The sequence below is a fragment of the Rhodanobacter sp. Root480 genome, from assembly GCF_001426645.1.
In the GTDB taxonomy this organism is placed as follows: Bacteria; Pseudomonadota; Gammaproteobacteria; order Xanthomonadales; family Rhodanobacteraceae; genus Rhodanobacter; species Rhodanobacter ginsenosidimutans.
In genome coordinates this window covers 865352-885488 of record NZ_LMEX01000002.1, presented here as the reverse complement: position 1 = coordinate 885488, position 20137 = coordinate 865352, and the positions used below count along the sequence as shown (strand labels likewise).

General features: G+C 65.2%; 18 protein-coding genes. 10 read left to right on the top strand and 8 right to left on the bottom strand.

Going from position 1 to position 20137, the window contains the following annotated elements; translation table 11 throughout:
* Positions 1-342 precede the first annotated feature (342 nt).
* From hutH to ASD22_RS10965, 7 genes are all read right to left on the bottom strand, one after another.
* Positions 343-1872 carry a histidine ammonia-lyase gene (gene hutH / locus ASD22_RS10995; protein ID WP_056082994.1) on the bottom strand — a complete coding sequence of 510 codons (1530 nt, stop codon included), beginning with the start codon at positions 1870-1872 and terminating at the stop codon, positions 343-345.
* 70 nt (positions 1873-1942) lie between these two features.
* On the bottom strand, positions 1943-2668 hold the full coding sequence (gene hutC / locus ASD22_RS10990; RefSeq protein WP_056082991.1) for a histidine utilization repressor: 726 nt from the start codon (positions 2666-2668) through the stop codon (positions 1943-1945).
* Between the two features lie 182 nt (positions 2669-2850).
* Positions 2851-3795, bottom strand: a complete 945-nt coding sequence (locus ASD22_RS10985; RefSeq protein WP_056082989.1) for a BadF/BadG/BcrA/BcrD ATPase family protein — start codon at positions 3793-3795, stop codon at positions 2851-2853.
* The gene (locus ASD22_RS10980) at positions 3792-4949 is read right to left on the bottom strand and encodes an SIS domain-containing protein (protein WP_056082986.1); all 1158 of its coding nucleotides are present in this window, start codon (positions 4947-4949) and stop codon (positions 3792-3794) included. The genes ASD22_RS10985 and ASD22_RS10980 overlap by 4 nt, the downstream gene beginning before the upstream one ends.
* Entirely contained in the window at positions 4939-6225 is a 1287-nt protein-coding gene (locus tag ASD22_RS10975) for a D-tagatose-bisphosphate aldolase, class II, non-catalytic subunit (RefSeq protein ID WP_056082984.1), read from the bottom strand. The genes ASD22_RS10980 and ASD22_RS10975 overlap by 11 nt, the downstream gene beginning before the upstream one ends.
* A 15-nt stretch (positions 6226-6240) precedes the next feature.
* Complete coding sequence (locus ASD22_RS10970; protein WP_056082981.1) at positions 6241-7167, bottom strand: DMT family transporter; 927 nt, start codon at positions 7165-7167, stop codon at positions 6241-6243.
* On the bottom strand, positions 7164-9272 hold the full coding sequence (locus ASD22_RS10965) for a glycoside hydrolase family 36 protein (protein WP_056084209.1): 2109 nt from the start codon (positions 9270-9272) through the stop codon (positions 7164-7166). Before ASD22_RS10965 ends, ASD22_RS10970 begins: the two co-directional genes overlap by 4 nt.
* A gap of 113 nt (positions 9273-9385) precedes the next feature.
* Between ASD22_RS10965 and ASD22_RS10960 the strand changes: the two genes are divergently transcribed.
* Entirely contained in the window at positions 9386-10507 is a 1122-nt protein-coding gene (locus tag ASD22_RS10960) for an amidohydrolase family protein (protein ID WP_056082978.1), read from the top strand.
* A 16-nt stretch (positions 10508-10523) separates the two neighbouring features.
* Here the strand turns inward: ASD22_RS10960 and ASD22_RS10955 are convergent, their stop codons facing one another.
* Positions 10524-11303 carry a DeoR/GlpR family DNA-binding transcription regulator gene (locus tag ASD22_RS10955; RefSeq protein ID WP_056082975.1) on the bottom strand — a complete coding sequence of 260 codons (780 nt, stop codon included), beginning with the start codon at positions 11301-11303 and terminating at the stop codon, positions 10524-10526.
* A 137-nt stretch (positions 11304-11440) separates the two neighbouring features.
* Between ASD22_RS10955 and ASD22_RS10950 the strand changes: the two genes are divergently transcribed.
* The 9 genes from ASD22_RS10950 to atpA all read left to right on the top strand — a co-directional run bounded on the left by ASD22_RS10950 (position 11441) and on the right by atpA (position 20024).
* The gene (locus ASD22_RS10950; RefSeq protein ID WP_056082972.1) at positions 11441-14293 is read left to right on the top strand and encodes a TonB-dependent receptor; all 2853 of its coding nucleotides are present in this window, start codon (positions 11441-11443) and stop codon (positions 14291-14293) included.
* A 137-nt stretch (positions 14294-14430) separates the two neighbouring features.
* Positions 14431-14799, top strand: a complete 369-nt coding sequence (gene queD / locus ASD22_RS10945) for a 6-carboxytetrahydropterin synthase QueD (protein ID WP_056082969.1) — start codon at positions 14431-14433, stop codon at positions 14797-14799.
* Between the two features lie 248 nt (positions 14800-15047).
* A complete protein-coding gene (locus ASD22_RS10940; protein WP_007082356.1) occupies positions 15048-15425 on the top strand; it encodes a phasin family protein in 378 nt (125 codons plus the stop codon).
* A 243-nt stretch (positions 15426-15668) separates the two neighbouring features.
* Positions 15669-16034 carry a hypothetical protein gene (locus tag ASD22_RS10935; protein ID WP_056082966.1) on the top strand — a complete coding sequence of 122 codons (366 nt, stop codon included), beginning with the start codon at positions 15669-15671 and terminating at the stop codon, positions 16032-16034.
* A 3-nt stretch (positions 16035-16037) separates the two neighbouring features.
* Complete coding sequence (gene atpB / locus ASD22_RS10930) at positions 16038-16856, top strand: F0F1 ATP synthase subunit A (RefSeq protein ID WP_056082963.1); 819 nt, start codon at positions 16038-16040, stop codon at positions 16854-16856.
* A gap of 66 nt (positions 16857-16922) precedes the next feature.
* On the top strand, positions 16923-17216 hold the full coding sequence (gene atpE / locus ASD22_RS10925) for a F0F1 ATP synthase subunit C (protein ID WP_007082359.1): 294 nt from the start codon (positions 16923-16925) through the stop codon (positions 17214-17216).
* A gap of 102 nt (positions 17217-17318) precedes the next feature.
* Positions 17319-17789: a F0F1 ATP synthase subunit B gene (locus tag ASD22_RS10920; RefSeq protein WP_007082360.1), complete on the top strand. Its 471-nt coding sequence runs from the start codon at positions 17319-17321 to the stop codon at positions 17787-17789.
* Positions 17790-17791: 2 nt separating this feature from the next.
* Complete coding sequence (locus ASD22_RS10915) at positions 17792-18322, top strand: F0F1 ATP synthase subunit delta (protein ID WP_056082960.1); 531 nt, start codon at positions 17792-17794, stop codon at positions 18320-18322.
* 151 nt (positions 18323-18473) lie between these two features.
* Positions 18474-20024, top strand: a complete 1551-nt coding sequence (gene atpA / locus ASD22_RS10910) for a F0F1 ATP synthase subunit alpha (RefSeq protein ID WP_056082957.1) — start codon at positions 18474-18476, stop codon at positions 20022-20024.
* Positions 20025-20137 lie beyond the last annotated feature (113 nt).

The window sequence follows — 20137 nt, the reverse complement described above, 5'->3', positions numbered from 1 at the left end:
TCAGCCAGCCTGGAGTTCAACTCGTCTAGCTATGGAGCACATGTGACTTTGTTTCATTGGCGAGAAGGGTTGGGGGCAACTTTGGGGGCATGTACTGTTTTATCTTCAGAAAAAGTCTAGCCAAATCGCCAATGTACTGATATTTTTAGAGTTCACCCATACCACCAAGTCTTCTCGTCCGTCAGATCAGTGAATGACGAGCGATCAAGCCCGCCGATGCGGGTTTTTTCATGTTTGAATTTCCCGTCTGCATGGATGGATGTGATTCGTTCGTCGAACGCAAGAGCTGCGATGCTCCACATGGTGCAGATGCCGAGCGTCGCCGTTGGTCGACGATTTCCATCACGACGCCGTCGACGGCAGCGGCAAGACGAGAAATTCGTGGAGCGCCGAGCTGTCGATCAGCGCGTTCAACGCTTCGATGTCGGGTGCCAGGTAGCGGTCGTCGCTGTAGTGCGGTACGGCTTCGCGGATGCGCGCGTGCGCTGCTTCGAGTACGTCGGATGAGCGCAGGGGGCGGCGGAAGTCGATGCCTTGGGCGGCGGCCATCAGTTCGATGGCTACGATCTTGCGCACGTTGTCGACGATGTCGACGGCCTTGCGCGCGGCGAAGGTTGCCATGCTGACGTGGTCTTCCTGGTTGGCGGAGGTGGGTAGCGAATCGACGCTGGCGGGGTGTGCCAGGGTCTTGTTTTCGCTGGCCAGCGAGGCGGCGGTGACGTGGGCGATCATGAAGCCGGAGTTGATGCCTGAATCCTGCACCAGGAAGGCCGGCAGGCCGGAGATGCTGGCGTCGACCAGCATGGCGATGCGGCGTTCGGACAGGGAGCCGATTTCCGCCACGGCGATGGCGAGCTGGTCGGCGGCGAAGGCCACCGGCTCGGCGTGGAAGTTGCCGCCGGAGATTACGTCGCCGCTTTCCGGAAACACCAGCGGGTTGTCGGAGACGGCGTTGGCCTCGATCTCCAGCGTGCACGCGGTTTGCCGCAGCAGGTCGCGACAGGCGCCCATCACCTGCGGCTGGCAGCGCAGGCTGTAGGGGTCTTGCACGCGCGGGTCGCCGACGCGGTGCGATTCGCGGATGGCGCTGCCTTGCAGCAGTTGCCGGTAGAGCGCGGCCACTTCGATCTGCCCCGGCTGTCCACGTACCGCGTGGATGCGCGCGTCGAACGGCGCGTCCGACCCGCAGGCGGCGTCGACACTCAGGGCGCCGGCCAGCACGGCGGCGGCAAAAACCTGCTCGGCGCCGAACAGGGCCATCAGCGCGATGCCGGTGGACACCTGGGTGCCATTGAGCAGGGCCAGGCCTTCCTTGGCGGCCAGTCGCAGCGGGGAGATTCCCGCGCGGCGCAGGCCATCGGCGGCATCCATGATCTCGCCGCGGCAACGCAGCTTGCCTTCGCCCATTGCGGCGAGCGCCAGATGCGCCAGCGGCGCGAGATCGCCGCTGGCGCCCACCGAGCCCTGGCACGGGATGCACGGCCACAGCTCGGCGTTGTACATCGCCAGCAGGGTGTCGATGACCTGCATCCGCACGCCGGAGTAGCCGCGCGCCAGCGAGGCGATCTTCAACGCCAGGATCATGCGCACGGTGGTGTCGTCCAGCAGCGGGCCCACGCCCGCCGCGTGGGAGCGCACCAGGTTGGTCTGCAATTGTTCCAGCTGATCGGCCGGGACATGCACCTTGGCCAGCTTGCCGAAACCGGTGTTGATGCCATAGGCCGGCTGGCCGGCAGCCACGATGCCTTGCACGGTTTGCGCCGCCGCGTGGATGCCCGCCGTGCAGGCGTCATCCAGTCGAATCGGCTCGAATGTTGCGGCGATGTCGCGCAACTGGGCCAGGGGCATGTGTCCGGGAATCAGGATTTGCATGGCGGGTTTGTCCGGTGATCAAGATCGGGTGCAACGCATGTTCGCGGGCTGGCGGCCATCGAACGCTGCGTCACGCATGCAGTGAATCGCCGACGTGGAAGCTGCCGACGAAACGGTATTTTGCTGCGGGGTGGGTGAGCCGCGCGACGCTGGCGACGCGGTCGCGCGACCAGGTGCGCCGGCCCAGCACGAGCAGCGGCGCGCCCACGCTGACGTCCAGCCATTTCGCCAGGCGTCGGTTTGCCGCCTCCGCCTCGATCACGTGCTCGGTGCGCTGCAACGGCGCCGTGCGCATGAGGTAGTGATGCGGGATTTCCAGCTGGAAATCGATGCCCAGGTAACCGGGCGCACACGCCGGGCTGACGAAACGGTCTTCCAGCTGCAGCGGCTTTCCGTCGGCCCGGTGCAGCAGGCGCGAGTGGAACAGCGGCTCGCCCGAAGCAATGCCGAACTGGCGGGCGATGGTCGGGCTGGCGGCGACCGATTCGCTGACCAGCACGTCGACCGTATGGGTCTCGCCGCGTGCCGCGATCTCGCTGCGGATGCTGCGCACGTCGAGCAGGGCCGACTCGACCTTGGGGTCGGCCACGAACGATCCCACGCCTTGCACGCGCGTGATCACGCCCGCGCTGGTGAGTTCGCGCATGGCCCGGTTCACGGTCATGCGCGACACGCCGAACTTCATGACGAGATCCTTCTCGCTGGGAAGGCGGCTTTGCGGCGGGTAGTCGCCGTTGACGATGTGCTGAAGCAGGTAGCGTTTCAGCTTCAGGTACGCGGGCGCGGGCTCGTTCATCGGCTTAGGATGACATGTCTATACAAGTCGATGAAAGGCCATGAAACCTCACCCGCCAGGGCGCGGGTGAGGCTGCGAAGACGCGGCCGTTTACTGGCGGCAGCCGTCACGCTGACGCGGTAAGCCGGATTTCCACGCGGACTGCGGAGAACGCCGATTTCGACGTCGGCCCCCCCCTGGCGTTAGCGTGCGCCGCCCTGCCCCAACCTGATCGCATAGAGCGCCGCGCCGTAATCCGGTGCGTGCACGGGAAGCCGGATCTCGAAGGCGGAGTTTGCCGCGCCAAGTGCATCGCGAAACGGTGTCAGCAGCAGGTCGCCGGCGTTGAAGGCACCGCCGGAATACGACACGGGTACCGGTTCGCCCGCTTCGAAATGCAGCGCCAGCCGCAGCGCGTCGCAGATCTGCGCCAGCTCGCGGCCGGCGTCGTGGAAGATGGCGAGCGCCGCCACATCGCCCGCGCGCGCGGCGTCGGCCACCTGGCGCGACAGTTGGGCCAGGTCGCTGCGCGGGGAGGCTTTCTCGCCGTAGATGTGGGCGCAGATGTCGAGGTCGTTGTCGAGCTGGAAATGCGCGTTGAGGATGCCGTGCAGCGGGCCTTTGGGCAGGCGGCCGTCGCTCATGCGGGAGTAGGCGTTGAGGCCGCGGATGGCGATCCAGTAGGCGGAGCCTTCGTCGGAGAACGCTTCGCCCCAGCCGCCGGCGCGGGCGGCGGTGCCGTGGCGCTGGCCGTAACCGATGGAGCCGGTGCCGGCGACGATGTTGATGCCGTCGGCGCAGGCCAGTGAACCGGCCCAGCCGCAGACCATGTCGTTGTCACAGGTGTAGCGGCGGTGGCCCAGGATCGCTTCGGGAAAGGTTTGCAGCAACGCGGTGGCGTGGCTGTCTTCGCCGTAGGCGGGCAGGCCGAAGAAGGCGTGGGCGATATCGGCGGGCGTGCGTTTCGCGGTGGCCAGCACGTCGGCCACGCCGTCGGCGAGGATGGCGCGCACACCGTCCAGGCCAACGTGCGGGTGGTAGGTGGTGCCCCGCTGCGCCTCGGCCAGCAACTGGCCGTCGGCGTCGATCAGGGCGAACCGGGTCTTGGTGCCGCCGCCATCGACGCCGAGGTAGACCGGTCCGTTCATGCGCTCAGCGCGTGCAGGCGCACGCCTTGCACCACGCGGTTGACGATGCCGGCAGGATTGGGGTTGTCGGGTGTCACACCCATCGCGCGCGAGGTGAAGAAGGCATAGGTCTGCGCGATGGCGATGTACGGCCACAGCAGGTCGAGGTCGGCGGCGGTGGTCATGTCGGGTACGGCGATGCTTCCGGTGCCGGCTTCCGTGCGCGGTTGTGCGGTGACCTCGATGATGCGGCCGGCGCAGCCGTCGCGGCGCAGTTCGTCGACCAGGTCCAGGTCGTAGCGGCGGGTGAGCGGATCGTTGGAGACGAACACCACCACCAGCGTGCGCGCGTTGACGAACGTCTTGGGCCCGTGGCGAAAGCCCAGCGGCGAATCGAAGCAGGTGGCGACGGCGCCATTGGTCAGTTCGCCCAGTTTCAGTGCCGCCTCCCGGGCCAGCCCCTGCAACACGCCGCTGCCCAGGTAGACCACGCGTTCGTGCTGCTCCAGCGCCAGCGCATCCAGTACCGGCAGCGCTTCGTGGATGCTGCGATCGGTGGCGTTGGCGATGGCTTTGATGCGGCTGTCCATGGTTCCGGTCGGCAGCAACGCGGCCACCACGGCGTACATCATGCAGCTGAAGCTGGAGGTCATCGCGAAGCTGGTGTCGTGGGTTTCCGGCGGCAGCAACACCGTCATCGCGTGGGCGACGGCCAGCTTGCCCAGTTCGCCTTCAGCGTTGCACAGCACGACCAGGTGGCGCACTTCGCGCACCATGGATTCGGCCAGTTTCACCGCGGCCAGACTCTCCGGGCTGTTGCCGGAGCGGCCGAACGACACCAGCAGCAGCGGCTGCTCCGGGTCCAGGTACAGATGCGGCGCGCAGACGATGTCGGTGGTCGGCACCGCGTCCACGCGGGCGGCCAGTTGGCGGTCCAGCAGCGGCGCCACGCATTGGCCGATATAGGCGGAGCTGCCCGCGCCGGTGAGGATCACCCGCGCGGCGGGATTGCCGGTCAGTCCGCCGGCGAAGACCTGGATCTTCTCGTGCAGGTCGGCAACCAGCGCGTGAGTCCGCTCCAGCATCTGCGGTTGCTGCGTGATTTCCCGCGCGGTGGCGATCGCGCCGGAGGCGGTCAACGTGGATTCGGTGAGGCCCAGATATTCAGTGGTCATGGTGATGGCATGCATGGTGGTAGTCGTCGAGGGCGGCACTGATGTGGGCCATGGCCAGCGACAGCGGATCGCGCGAGGCGGTTCCGTTGCGCAGCGCATGCAGTGCGTGGGGAAGGAACTGGCTGATCAGCGGCAGCGGCGGCGGGTTCTCGCGCAGGTTGTCGAACAGGCGCTGGCGGGCCTGTTCGATCACCGGATCGGGCCAGTAATAACGGATGCGATCGCTGAGGCTGTATTGCAGGTCGATGCTCAGCCCGTGGCCTTCGCCGTGGTAGTAGCGCTGCCAGTAGCCCGGTTCGGCGCGCATGCGCCGCAGCACCACGTCGCGCAGGTCGGCGCGATACGACTCGTCGATCCATTCGCGCTCGATCGCATCCAGCGCCCACAGCGCCTCGCGCAGGGCGAAGGTCAGGCCAGGGCCGACCTTGAGGATGGCGAAGTGATCGCGCACCAGCGCGGCCAGGCCGTCGCGGGTCTGGTAGTCGGTGGAATGCGCCTCGAACACCATGCCCGGCACGGCGGTGATGGCGTGGCTCAGTTCGCGGGCTTTCTGTGGCTGGTAATCGACCACGTTGTGATGATCGAACTCCACGCCCGGCTGCACCACCGAGGCGATCACGCGATGCCAGGCGGCGTCCAGGCCGGCGTCGACAAACGCCTGCCGGTGCGCTTCGATCGTGGCCAGCGCGGCCTGCGGCGTGGTGACGGCCAGCCCTTCGATGGCTTCCGTGGCACCGCCGGGGACCGGCACTTCGGTGCCGATCACGTACACCGGGGCTTCGCCCCCGGCGCTGGCGTAGGCGGTTTCGGCGGCGCGGCACAGGCGCACCGCGCGGCGCACGATCTCCGCTTCCGGCAGTGGCTCGGGGTCGCCGGCGCAGGCCATCGAGCAGTCAAGATGGATCTTGCGGAAGCCGGCGGCCACGTAGGCGCCCACCATCACTTCGGCCTTGTCCATCGCCGCGTCCGCGGTCAGCGACGTCCATGGGTTGGGGCCCAGATGATCGCCGCCCAGCGCAAGGCGCGCGCGCTCGAAGCCGACGCGGTCGGCAATGCCGTGGACGAAGTCGACGAAGCCGGCCGGCGTCATGCCGGTGTAGCCGCCATCCTGGTTGACCTGGTTGCAGGTCGCCTCGAACAGCACGAAGGGCTGGTCGGTGCGCTGCGCCTGGCGCAGGCTGGCTTCGATGACGATGGGATGGGCCGAGCAGATCGAGGTCACGCCGGTGGCGTGCCCCTGCTTGTGTCGGGCGATGAGGTCGAGAAGGACTTGCATGGGGACGGGCTCCGGTCAGGGAAGGGGAGCGGGTGGATCGCGTTCGGGTTCGAGCACCAGCAGCAGCGAGGCGATCAGCGCCAGCACCAGGCCCACCATCTTCAGCGGGCCCGGCACGACGCTGGCGAAGATCAGCGACAGCACCGCCGTCACCAGCGGTGCGCCGGCGTTGGTCAGCGGCGCCACCACGATCGCCTTGCCGTGGCGGAAGGCGTAGACGAGGGTCAATGCGCCGATGGCGTTGAGCACCTGGATACCGGCGGTCATCCACGGGCCGTCAAGACCCATGTTCACCGGCTGGCTCCAGTCGGTCATCGCCAGCGCCACCGGCACCAGCAGCAACGCGCCCACGGTCATGTAGAAAAAGATGCTTTCGGCCCGCACGGTGTCGTTGGCCAGGCGCATGAAATACGCCTGCAGGCCCCACGCCAGCATGATCAGCAGCGATTGCAGGAACCAGCCCAGACCAGCGTCCGCGCCGCGGCCGAACGAAAGGTCCAGCATCGGCAACGCCACCAGCGCCAGCACGATGCCCGCCGTGCCCATCCAGCCCGTGCGTTCGCGCAGGAACAGGAAGGACAGCGCGATGGTGACCACCGGCGACAGCGAGATGATCGGGAAGACGAAGTACGCCGGCCCGATCGTCAACGTATGGAACAGCAGCATCTGGCCGCCGGCACCGAGCAGGCCGATGGTCATGCCATAGGCGATCGCGCGCGGCGAACGCTCGAGCTTCCAGCCGCTGCGCCACAGGATGTACAGCGCCGGCGGGATCATCGTCAGCGCCCACACGCCATACACCAGCGTGTCGGGGAAGCCATGCTCGGCGGACAGCGGCGACAACGCGCCCCACACGCCCCATAGTGCGACCGTCGCCAATGCGAAACCCAGCCACGGTCGACGCGGCGAGGTGGCGGTGAGCGCCACGGCCGGAACACTCATGCGCGCGCCCCGACGGGAGTGGCCTGCAACAGCACGAAATGCTTGAACGTCACGCGCAGCTTGGCGGCGTCCGCATCCACCTCGCCCAGATCGACCTCGTTAAACAGGTCGCGCACGCGGTAGCGACCCGGCGCCAGGCCGCGCAACTGTACGGCTCCATTGAAACTGTCGGCGTAGAACGTGTAGTACATGGCACCGTCCTTGGCGATGGCATGCGCCTCCGGCCGGTCGAAGCCGATGTCGTAAAGCTCGCCACGGTATTCGCCCTTGGGCAGCATGTGCTGCTTGTACAGCGTCACCCATTTGCGCCACAGCGCTTCCCGCTGCGGATTGAGCACCAACCCACCGGGCGGTAGCGGTTCGGAGGGATGCTCGGTGTCCTTCGGCCAGGTGAACTTGGTCGAGACCACCGCACCGATGCCCACGCTGGAGGCAAAGTCGTCGCCGCGATCGGACAACTCCACGTGGTCGCCCGCATAGCTGCTGCGCGAGCCCATCAGCGCCTTCATCGACTTGCCCTTGCTGCGCACCTGCCATGACGAGGTCGGGTCCGAAGCGGGATATTGGTCGGTGGCCGGAAGATTGTGGAAGTCGAACGCGGTGCCACACGGGCACAACTCCACCACGGCCTGCGGATTGGCTTCGTGGATGGCGTCGTAAATGGCCTTCCAGAAGGTGGCCAGCCCCTCGACCGAATCGCTGGGGTGCGCATGCTTGTGCGCGGGGTTGTAGCAGGGGGCCACGGCGTTGAGGTGCTGGCCGTCGAACTTGATGCCCTCGAAACCCCAGTCGCCAATGATCTTTTTCACCAGCGCCACATAGAAGTCGATGGTGGGCTGATAGGCGGGGCACTGGGTCAGCGCGTTCCACCAGGTCACGGTCTGGAACGCGCCGCCTTCGTCCAGCAACAGCATGTCGGTGTGGTCGTGCAACACATCGCTGCCCGGGTCGGCGGCCAGCGGAGCCACCCACAGGCGCGGTCGCATGCCCTGGCGACGCACCTCGGCAGTGAACGCGCGCATGTCGGCGTCGCCGCGCGGGAACTTGCGCTTGTCGATGCGCCAGTCGCCCTCGTTGGTCTGCCAGCCATCGTCCATCACCACCCATTCGAAGCCCAGGTCGCGGGCCTTGGGGAGGGTGTCCAAGATCTGCTTGATGGTGAAGTCGCGCCCGTAGCCCCATGCGCACCAGATCGGCGCGAACGCGGAGGCAGGTGCCTGCGGCGCCACCAGGCCTTCGGCCTGCATGTAGGTTTTGTACTGCTGCAACGGTGCGTAGTGATCGCCGGTGTGCACGGCGAGCAGGGTGCGTTCGGTGATCAGGGTTTCGCCCGGCGCCAGCGTGAATTCCTGCAGCAGCTCGACCGCGATGTGCGCGCCCCTGGCTGTTTTCTTCACCGGCAGATCCAGCGGTCGCACCACCGGCTCCACGTGGCCCACGGCGATGCCGACGTCGCGGCGCCAGATATTGGCCACCGGCGTGCCGCCGCCGTAGTCGGACGAATCCATGGACAGCTTGTTGCGCTGATCGAAATCGGCGCCCACCGGCTGCACCCAGTCACGACGGTCGGTGTGGGTGGTGCCGGAGAAGCTCCAGAAGCCGCCCGGCGCGTCGGCCAGTTCGTGCGCGGCGTTGCGCCAGCCAGCGACCTTGAGCGGCGCGGTGCCGCTGTTGCGGTAGCGCGTCTGCAGCACGGCAAAGCCGGGCAGGCTGTCGAAGAACGTCACCGCCACCTGCTTTTCCACATGGCGGTTGGAGCGACCGGTGACGATCACCTGACGGCCGGCACCGTGGCGCGGGTCGCGGATCGCTTCCTCGCGATGATCGGTGAGGGCGAAATCGTCCAGCGCGCCATTGGCCAGCAGCAGGCTTTCGCTGGGCTGGTACGGCGTGATGGCGCCGCCTTTGACGAGCAGGCTGCTGTGGAGTTTGCGGTCGAAGGCGATGGTCAGGACGGTGTCCTGGGCCACGGCATCCGCGCCTGCCACCGCGCCGCCGCTGCGGATCGCGGCGGCCATGGCTTTCGGCAGGAGAGCCATGGCCATACCGCCGGCTACGCTGCCAGCGACCAGCTTCAATACCGTGCGGCGTCCCATCGGTTCCATGGCGAACTCCTGCAAAAATGTTGTACCGATTCTGCGTCAGCGATCGGTGTTGATGCAAGCGTTTCGTTTCGGTATGGTGCAAATATGTTTCGTTATGTAGCGAAGGGGATGTGATGAACCGAGTTTTCCGCCAGCTGATCGCCGGCGTGCTGGCGGCAACCGTTCCGTTTTCGATTGCGGCTGCCCCGGCGCAGTCGGCGGGCGCCGGTGTTTCGAACAGCTACTCGATGGCTGACTTTGCGCAGGTGCGCAAGTACGACGCCCATTTCCACGCCAACAATGCCGACGTGGCGCTGCTGGACCTGCTGCGCGAGGACGGTTTCCAGGTGTTGTCGATCAACGTCGACTACCCGGATTTCCCCAGCATCGCGCAGCAACACACGATCGCGCTGGCGCTGGCGGCGAAGGATCCGGCGCATTTCCATTGGGCCACCACGTTTTCGATGAAGGGCTTCGGCACGCCGGGCTGGGCCGACAAGGTCGACGCGAAGCTGGCGCAGGACGTGGCCAGCGGTGCGCTCGCGGTGAAGATCTGGAAGAACGTGGGGCTGGTGGAGCGGAACGCCGCCGGCAAGCTGATCATGCTGGACGACCCGGGTCTGGTGCCGGTGATCGAGCAGGTGCGCACGCTTGGCATGGCCTTGATCGACCACCAGGGCGAGCCGCGCAATTGCTGGCTGCCGCTGGATCAGATGACCACCGACAACGATCGCGAGTACTTCAGCAATCATCCCGATTACTACATGTACCTGCACCCGGAGATGCCTGGCTACGAGGACCTGATGGCCGCGCGCGACCGCTTCGTGGCCGCCAACCCGAAGCTGCGTTTCGTGGGCGCGCACATGGCCAGCCTGGAATACGACGTCGACCGGCTGGGCGCGTTCCTGGACCGCTTTCCCAACGCGACCGTCGACCTGGCCGCACGCATGAGCCAGGTGCAGTACCAGTCGGTGCGCGACCGCGAGAAAGTGCGCAACTTCTTCATCCGCTATCAGGACCGGCTGCTGTACGGCACCGACCTGACCTTCGGCCCGGACGCCAAGGCCGAGGAATTCAAGCGCGAAGCGCACGGCGCGTGGACGTCCGACTGGCGTTATCTGGCCACCGGCGAAACCCAGCGGATCGACATGATCCACGCCGACGTGGCGGGCCTGGCGTTGCCGCGCGCGGTGATCGACAAGATCTACTACGCCAATGCGGTGCGGGTTTTTGCCGTGTCCCGGCCGGCCGATTGAGCGCGGCCGCCGGCCTTTACGCCAGCTGCAGCTTGAAGCCGAGCTGATGGCTGGCCTGGACGATATCTTCCGGCGCGTTGGTGTCCGTGATCAGCATGTCCAGCGCGGTGACGGGGACGATGCGATGCAGGCAGACCCGGCCGAATTTCGAGCTGTCGGTGATCGAAACCACCAGGCCGGCGGCTTCCACCATCTTGCGGTTGAGCAGCGCCTCGGGCTCGTAATGCGTGGTGATGCCACGCTCCAGGTCGAAGCCGTCCACGCCCAGGAAAAGCTTGTCCACGTGCAAGGCGTCCAGCGCCTCGATGGTCAGCCCGCCGTAGAACGCCATGTTGCGGCGGCGCAGTTCGCCGCCAAGCATCACGATGTTGATGTTGTGCTTTGGCGCCAGCGCCGTCAGCACGCCGAAGTCGTTGGTGACCACGGTGATTTCCGCATCCGGCAAGGCCTTGGCCAGCTCGATGGCGGTGGTGCCCGAGTCGATGGCGATGGTGTCACCCACATTGACCAGGGCCGCGGCGCAGACGCCGATGCGGCGCTTTTCGTCCAGATGGGTGGTGCTTTTCGCTTCGTAGTTGGGCTCGGCCAGCGTGCCGTTGATGACGCCGCTGTCGATCGCGCCGCCGTAAGCGCGCGACATCACCCCGCGTTCGGCCAGATAACGCAAGTCCTTGCGCACGGTTTGCGCACTCACGCCGAAACGATCGACGAGGGTGGAGACCTGGACGCTTCCTTGCTGGCGGACGAGTTCGCTGATCTGGAGGCGTCGTTGACTAGTGTCGCGGGTCGCGGCCATGGAGTGTTCCGACGGGTGGGTGAAAGTATGCCGCATTTCGATATATTTCGCTATTGATACAAAACGAAACATGCTTTAGGCTCGATTTCGTTGTTTAGACGTTAGGCCCAAACACCCGCTTCCGAGGAGAGAACCCCGTGAATGCCGCATCCTTCCGCCAGAACATGTTGTTTTATGCCGTAGCGCTTGCCCTGTTGGCGCCGACGGTGGCTCTATCCCAGACCGTGCCGGGAAACACAAACGGGGCGCCGGATTCGCAGACGCAGCCCGAGTCGACGGCTGCATCAGGCGATGACGCCGTCGCCCTGGGTGCCATCACGGTGACGGGCGTCCAGGCCAGCCTGGCGCGCTCGGCCGATCTCAAGCGCTACGCGAGCACGGTGCAGGATTCCATCAGTGCCCTGGAACTGGGCAAGTTCCCCGACAACAACGTGGCCGATTCGCTCAGCCACATCACCGGCGTGGCCATTACGCGCACCGCCGGCGGCGAAGGTCAGCGGGTGAGCGTGCGCGGCCTGGGGCCGGAATACACGCTGACCACGTTCAACAACCGCATCCTCGCCACCGACGGCGCCGGCCGCGATTTCGCGTTCGACGTGTTGCCCGCCGACGTCATCAGTGGCGCCGACGTGATCAAGGGCGCCCAGGCGTCGCTGACCGAAGGCGCGATCGGCGGCCTGATCAACCTGCGCTCGGCCAGCCCGTTCGACAAAAAGGGCACCCACGGCATCGTGCGGCTGGAGGGCGATCGCAACCAGATGTCCGAGCTCAACGGGCGCAAGCTCTCGGCCACCTTCAGTACCACCTTCGCCAACGACACCATGGGCGTGCTGCTGGGCGTGGTCGAAGCCAAGCGCAAGGACCGCACCGACGTCGCCGGCAACGACGGTGGCTGGACGCGCAACCCCGATCCCAGCGATCCGAACTGGGGCGGCAATGCCTGGGGCGGCAACATCGACCTCAACGGCAACGACGAGCTGGACCCGAACGAGTACGGCCTCATCGCCCCGGGCCAGTTCCGCGTCGGGTCGATCCTGGAAGACAAGAAGCGCAGTGCCTATTCCGGCAAGTTCGAGTGGCACCCGAGCGACACCGTGCGCATCGTGGTGGATGGCCTGAAAACCCGCCTGGATTCGCCGCAGGTGTCCTACCAGCAGTCGTACTACACGCTGTTCGCGCCGGGCCGCTGGTCCGACATGACGGTGAAGAACGGCATCGTCACCGACTTCACCATGAACAACCCGGACCCGGATCAGCGGCTCAACCCGGAGCTGCTGAACCAGACCGAGTATCGCGTGGTCGACACCGAACTTTACGGCCTCAACGGCGAATGGAAGGTCACCCCCGACCTGACCCTGACCGGCGACGTCTACCGCTCCACCTCGAAGCGTCATTCCGGTGGTCAGGACACCTACGTCGTCCTGCGCATGAACAAGCCGAACACGGCGCACATCAGCCTGGGGCCCAACGCGGTGCCCAATGTCGGCATCCATTTCGACGACGGTCGCGACCTTGCCACCGGCCTGGCCGACGGCCAGTTCACCGAGTCGGACCTCAACAGCCATTACATGGAGCTGCGTGGCGACAACATCGACGACAAGATCACCGGCGCCACCGTGTCCGGCAAGCTGTTCATCGGTAAATTCGGCGTGGACCAGCTGCGCTTTGGCGTGACCCGCACCGAGCGCGAGAAATCGCGCGACCTGGTCAACAACACCCTCAACGGCGGCGCGGATTACTACGCGGACAACTACGCCATCAACGTGGGCGACCTGGGCGGCAACGTGATCTCGCACACGTTCAACGTGCCGCATTTCATGGACGGCGTGCACAGCAGTTTCCCGCGCAGCTTCCTGGCGTTCGACGTACCCAATTACCTGGCGCAGTTGCGCGCGTATGACGGTCATCCGCGTCCGGGCGGCGGTACCTACGACTTCTCCATGGCGGCGCCGGCGTGGAACCCGCTGCAGAGCTACCGGGTCAGCGAGAAGACCAATGCCTTCTTCGTCCAGGCCGACATGTCGGGCGATCACTGGGATGGCGACGTGGGCGTGCGCCTGGTCAAGACGAACACCAACGCGCAGGCGTGGGACGCCAAGATCCTCGGTATCGTCGAGAACGGCGCGTTCAACTACACCGCGACCTACGCGGAGCCGACGCCGATCAGCGAAGACGCGGACTACACCTATGTGTTGCCGTCGGCCAACTTCACCTGGCACTTCACCGACGACCTGCAATTGCGCGCGGGCGTGGCCAAGACCATGGCGCGTCCGTCGGTCGATACGCTGGCGCCCACCAACACCACCGAAAGCGTCTCCTGGGGCGAGTTCACCCAGATCTACGGCGGCAACGTGGATCTGAAGCCCTACACGGCGACGCAGGGCGACCTGTCGCTGGAGTGGTATTTCTCGGATCACTCCATCGCCAACGTGGCCGTGTTCTACAAGGACATCAAGAACCAGATCACCACCAGCTGGGAGCCGGGTCAGGACATCGGCGTGCCGGGATACCTGTTCAATGTGATGCGCCCGATCAACGGCGATCACGCCAAGGTCAAGGGTCTGGAGCTGGGCCTGCAGCACTTCTGGGACAACGGTTTCGGCGTGCGCGGCCAGTACACCCGCAATCTCTCGAGCAGCTGGGTGGAGGGCGAGAAGCGTCCGCTCGAAGGTATTGCCCCGGCAACGTATTCGCTGGGCGTGATGTACGAGAAGGGCAAATGGTCGCTGGGTGTCAACGCCGATCGCACCGACGGCTTCGTCTCCGCGATCAACGTCCTGGGCACCGGCTACAACGAGAAGGCCGACCCGCTCACCTGGCTGACGGCGCACGTGTCGTACGACATCAACGACATGTTCAGCGTCACGCTCGACGGCAACAACCTGCTGGACGAGGCGCAGACCACCAGCATCAACGGCAACCCGCTGCTGACCCAGAGCTACTACCGCTACGGCCGCTCCTACACGCTGGGCGTGAGCTTCCGGTTCTAGTCGACGTCAGTCGCATCCCGATCTTTCCCCTGCTTCGTCGCTGACCGTCCTCCCCCGGTCGGCGGCGGGGCGGGGGAAGGTGTTTGGTGCAGCGGATCAAACGCGGGCGCGGCATGGGCCCGGCGGTACAATGCGGCATGGATATCTTCAAAGTCTTCAACGTCGAAGCGGCGCATCGGCTGCCGAATGTTCCGGCCGGGCACAAATGTTCGCGCCTGCACGGCCACTCGTTCCGGGTGGAAATCCACGTCAGTGGCGAGCCGGGTGCCGACACCGGCTGGGTGATGGACTTCGCCGACGTCAAGGCCGCGTTCGCACCGATCTACGACCAGCTCGACCATCACTACCTCAACGACATCGAGGGGCTGGACAACCCCACCAGCGAGCGCCTGTCGATCTGGATATGGGATCGCCTCAAGCCGGCGTTGCCGCAGTTGTCCGAAGTCGTGGTGCATGAAACCTGCACCTCGGGATGTCGCTACCGCGGGCCATCCACCGCGCGTTGAGGTTTCGCGCCAGTAGGCCGGCTTGCCCGCCACGCCGCCTGCGGCTCATCGGGTCACTTCGATCTCCCTCGCTACTTCGTCGGCTCATTTCTGACGCGATGCGAAAGAGCGGGCTTCGATAGATAAGTGCAAGCGTTAAATGAATATTTTCCAACTGAGGCCGGGGTGGCCGAAGAAATATGTTGCAATGCACAAAGATTGTCGCTAATCTTTGCCTCACTACCCCATCCTCAACGAGGACTTAGATCATGACGCAGCAGATCAATCAGTTTTTCGACTACGCCAAACAGTTCTCCGACAACGCCTTCAAGGCGCAGACGCTCGCCCTGAAGGGCCTGCAGACGGTCGCCGAACTGCAGTTCAAGGAATTGCAGCGCCAGGCCGGCGCGACCGCCGACTTCGTTGCGGCCGTGCAGGAAACCCGTGACATCGACGGCCTGCGCAGCCTGTGGGAAAAGGGCGCCAGCGTGAGCCGCGAGAACGCCGAGCAGGCCGTTGCCGTGTCGCAGGAAGTGATCGCCATCTCGCAGAAGACCGCCCAGTCGCTGGGCGCCCTGGTGCAGGAACAGCGCCAGGCCGCGAATGACGCCGCTGCGCCGGTCGGTCGCAAGGCTGCCGCCAAGTAATCTGTAAAAACTCCCCCCCGTGTGCGAGTCTTGGGCCGGACAGATCCCCACTGTCCGGCCCTTTCTTTGCCATCGATTCCTGGCTTGCGAGTGGTCTGCGAGCCGCCGCACGGCAGGGTGAAGAACAAAATGTCGCACCCCGGCGGCTTGTCGCTGGAATGCGCCCACTGATATACTTCGCCGGATCGGATCGTGGCCCGTAGCTATCGGTGCCGCCTGGTGTAAACCGCGCGGAGGCCTTGCGTGCTCAACAGTCTTGCCACCGGTCGCCGTCTCGCTTTGCGTACCTCGCTGCTGCAGCTTGCTGTGGCAGTTTTGGCCGGAGTGGCATTTCTGGCACAGGGACCTCGCGAGGCGATAGCGGCCGCTGCAGCTGCAACGATGGTGGCGCTGGGTACCGCGCTGTTGTCGGTGCGGTTTTTCAGTGGCTTGCACGGTGCGCGCATGGCGTTGAGCCGCTTGCTGACGGGCATGCTCCTGAAGTGGATCGTGATCGTCGGGGGGCTGGTCGTGATCCTGTTCCAATTCAAGTTGCCGCCACCGGCTGCCATTACCGGGCTGGTGGCTGCCTTCGCGGTTTATCTGCTGGCGTTCAGATTCAAGGGTTGAGACATGGCAAGCGAGCCGACTGGCGGCCTCACCGAATACATCCAGCACCACCTGACCCATCTCGTGCCGCATTCGAGCCCCGATGGCTTCTGGGCAGTGCATCTCGATTCGGTCACGATTTCGCTGGCGCTGGGCGTGCTGTTCTGCCTGTGGTTCTGGCTGAAGGCGCGCAAGGCCACGGCCGGCGTGCCGGGCAAGGGCCAGGCGTTCGTGGAGATCGTGCTGGAATTCGTCGACGGCCAGGTCAAGGACGTGTTCCATGGCGATCGTCGCGTGCTGGGCCCGCTGGCGCTGACCGTGTTCATCTGGGTATTCCTGATGAACGCGATGGATCTGCTGCCGGTGGATCTGCTGCCGTGGATCACCGAGATGTTCGGCATCGGCCATTTCCGCGCCGTGCCCACCGCCGATATCAACATGACCTTCGCGATGTCGCTGACGGTGTTCGTGCTGATCATCTTCTACAGCTTCAAGGCCAAGGGCGCCGGCGGCTACATGCGCGAGCTGTTCACCGCCCCGTTCGGCAAGCACCCGCTGCTGTGGCTGCCCAACTTCGCACTGAACCTGGTCGAGCTGGCGTCCAAGCCGGTCAGCCTGGCGATGCGACTGTTCGGCAACATGTACGCGGGCGAGCTGGTGTTCATGCTGATCGCCGGCCTGTTCAGCGCCGGTGCCGGCCTGGCGGGCTGGGCCTTGTATGGCGCGGGCATCATCGGCTACACGGTGTGGGGCATTTTCCACATCCTGATCATCTCGATTCAGGCATTTATCTTCATGGTGCTGACGATCGTCTACATCTCGATGGCACACGATCACCACTGATCCGCGCACCTCGAATTCTTCGCTTCATCCGTTTTGACTTCAGCTTGTATTTCTCAGGAGATCACCGTGGAACATCTCGTTCAGTTTGCACAAATCCAGGGCTTCACCGCTATCGCGCTCGGCCTGATCATCGGCTTCGGTGCGCTCGGTGCCTGTATCGGTATCGGCATCATGGGTTCGAAGTTCCTCGAAGCCGCCGCCCGTCAGCCTGAGCTGGTGCCGCTGCTGCAGGGCCGCATGTTCCTGCTGGCCGGCCTGATCGACGCGGCGTTCCTGATCGGTGTGGCGCTGGCGATGTACTTCGCCGTGGCCAACCCGCTGCTGGGTTCGGTGCTGTCGGCTGCTGGCGCGGGCCAGTAAGCAACGCTCTTCCGGTGGCGCCGTTGCGGCGCCACCGTGTTTCCGGCCTGGGCTGCATGAAGCCCGGGTCCGTTCCACTCCGTATTTACAGGTAACGCAGCGATGAATTTCAACGCGACCTTGATTGGCGAAATGCTTTCGTTCGCCATCCTGATCTGGTTCTGCGTCCACTTCATCTGGCCGCATATCACCAAGGCCATTGAAGACCGGCAAGTAAAGATCGCCGAAGGTCTGAGTGCGGCCGAGCGTGCGCACGCGGAGCTGAAAAGCGCCGACGTGAAAGTGCAGGCCGAGATCAAGGTGGCGCGTCAGCAGGCCTCCGAGATCATCGACAAGGCCCAGCAGCAGGCCAACCAGATCATCGACAAGGCCCGCGGTGATGCGGTTGCCGAGATCAACCGGCTGAAGGCCACCGCGCAGGACGACATCGCCTCGATGGCGCAGCGCGCCCGCGACCAGCTGCGCGAGCAGGTTGGTGCGTTGGCGGTGCAGGGGGCCAGCAAGATCGTGCAGCGCGAGGTTGATGCCTCGACGCACAAGGCCCTGCTCGACCAGCTCGCGGCCGAGATCTGACCATGGCGCAATCCGTCACTCTCGCCCGTCCCTACGCGCGTGCCGCTTTCGAAGTGGCGCGCGCGGCTGGCTCGCTGGGCGCGTGGTCGCAATCGCTGGCGTTTGCCGCAGCGGTGGCGGGCGACGCGCGCGTGAGCGGCCTCAGCAATGATCCGCGGGTACTGCCGTCGCAACTGGTGGCGCTGCATCTGCCGGCTGGCGTGGTGGTCGATGCGCCGTTCGGCCAGTTCCTGACCGAGATGGCCGAACAGCGTCGCCTGGGCTTGCTGCCCGAGGTGGCTGAATTGTTCGAGACGCTCAAGCGCGAGTCCGAGTCGCAGCTGCTGGTCAAGGTGACCAGCGCGATGGCACTGGACGCGGCGCAGGCGGAGCAGTTGAAGGCGTCGCTGAAGCGCCGCTTCCATCGCGAGATCGAACTGGAAACCTCGGTCGATGCCACGCTGCTGGCTGGCGCCATCATCGACACCGGCACGGAAGTGATCGACGGCTCGGCGCGCGGACGTCTCGCGCAGCTGGCCGGCGCGCTGGGTTGAATAGACGCGAAGTCCGTTTCGCGAAGGGCAAAAACTGGCCATTCATGGCCGGAAAAATTGATTAAACGCGAAGTCTGTTTCGCGGAGAGCACAACCGGTCATGCATGACCGGACGCTTCGAAAAAGCATTCAAAATCCGGGATAGGCAACCATGTCCAGTACAACACTGAATCCGTCCGAGATCAGCGAACTGATCAAGAGCCGCATTGAGCAGTTCAAGCTCGGCGCCGAAGCACGCAACGAAGGCACGATCATCAGCGTGTCCGACGGCATCGTGCGCATCCACGGCCTGGCCGACGCGATGCAGGGCGAAATGATCGAGCTGCCGGGCAACGCGTTCGCGCTGGCGCTGAACCTGGAGCGCGACTCGGTCGGCGCCGTGGTGCTGGGCGAATACCAGCACCTGCGCGAAGGCGACACCGCCAAGACCACCGGCCGCATCCTCGAAGTGCCGGTTGGCCCGGAGCTGCTTGGCCGCGTCGTCGACGCGCTGGGCAACCCGATCGACGGCAAGGGTCCGATCAACGCCAAGCTCACCGCCGAAGTCGAGAAGGTCGCGCCCGGCGTGATCTGGCGCAAATCGGTCGACCAGCCGCTGCAGACGGGCTACAAGTCGATCGACGCGATGATCCCGGTTGGCCGTGGCCAGCGCGAGCTGATCATCGGCGACCGCCAGACCGGCAAGACCGCGGTGGCGATCGACGCGATCATCGCGCAGAAGGGTTCGGGCGTTAAGTGCATCTACGTGGCGATCGGCCAGAAGCGTTCGTCGGTGGCCAACGTGGTGCGCAAGCTGGAAGCGCACGGCGCGCTGGCGCACACCATCGTGGTGGTGGCCTCGGCCTCCGAGTCGGCCGCGCTGCAGTACGTGGCGCCGTATGCCGGTTGCGCGATGGGCGAGTACTTCCGCGATCGCGGCGAAGACGCGCTGATCGTGTACGACGATCTGTCCAAGCAGGCGGTGGCGTATCGCCAGATCTCGTTGCTGCTGAAGCGTCCGCCGGGCCGTGAGGCGTATCCGGGCGACGTGTTTTATCTCCACTCGCGTCTGCTCGAGCGCGCCTCGCGCGTGTCCGAAGCCTACGTCGAGAAATTCACCAACGGCGAAGTGAAGGGCAAGACCGGCTCGCTGACCGCGCTGCCGATCATCGAAACCCAGGGCGGCGACGTTTCGGCGTTCGTGCCGACCAACGTGATCTCGATCACCGACGGTCAGATCTTCCTGGAAACCGACCTGTTCAACGCCGGTATCCGTCCCGCCGTGAACGCCGGTATCTCGGTGTCCCGCGTCGGCGGCGCCGCCCAGACCAAGATCGTGAAGAAGCTGTCCGGCGGCGTGAAGCTGGCGCTGGCGCAGTACCGCGAGCTGGCCGCCTTCGCGCAGTTCGCCTCGGACCTCGACCCGGCCACCCGCGCCCAGCTGGACCGTGGCCAGCGCGTGGTCGAGCTGATGAAGCAGGGCCAGTACGCGCCGCTGTCGATCGCCGAGCTGGCCTTGTCGGTGTACGCAGCCGAGAAGGGCTACCTGGACGACCTGCCGGTCGCCAAGGTGCTGCCGTTCGAGAAAGGCCTGCACGCCTTCATGCACCAGAACCACGCCGACCTGATGAATACCATCGTCGCCACCGGCAACTGGGACAAGGACATCGAAGCCACCTTCAAGGCCTCGCTGGACGAGTACAAGAAAACCGGTAGTTGGTGAGAGAAGCCGGGAATAGGGAATCGGGAATAGGGAATCGGAAGAGCAACGGCGCGGCGCGCTTCGCTTTGAACCATTCCCGATTCCCCATTCCCGATTCCCACGAAGTGAGCAAA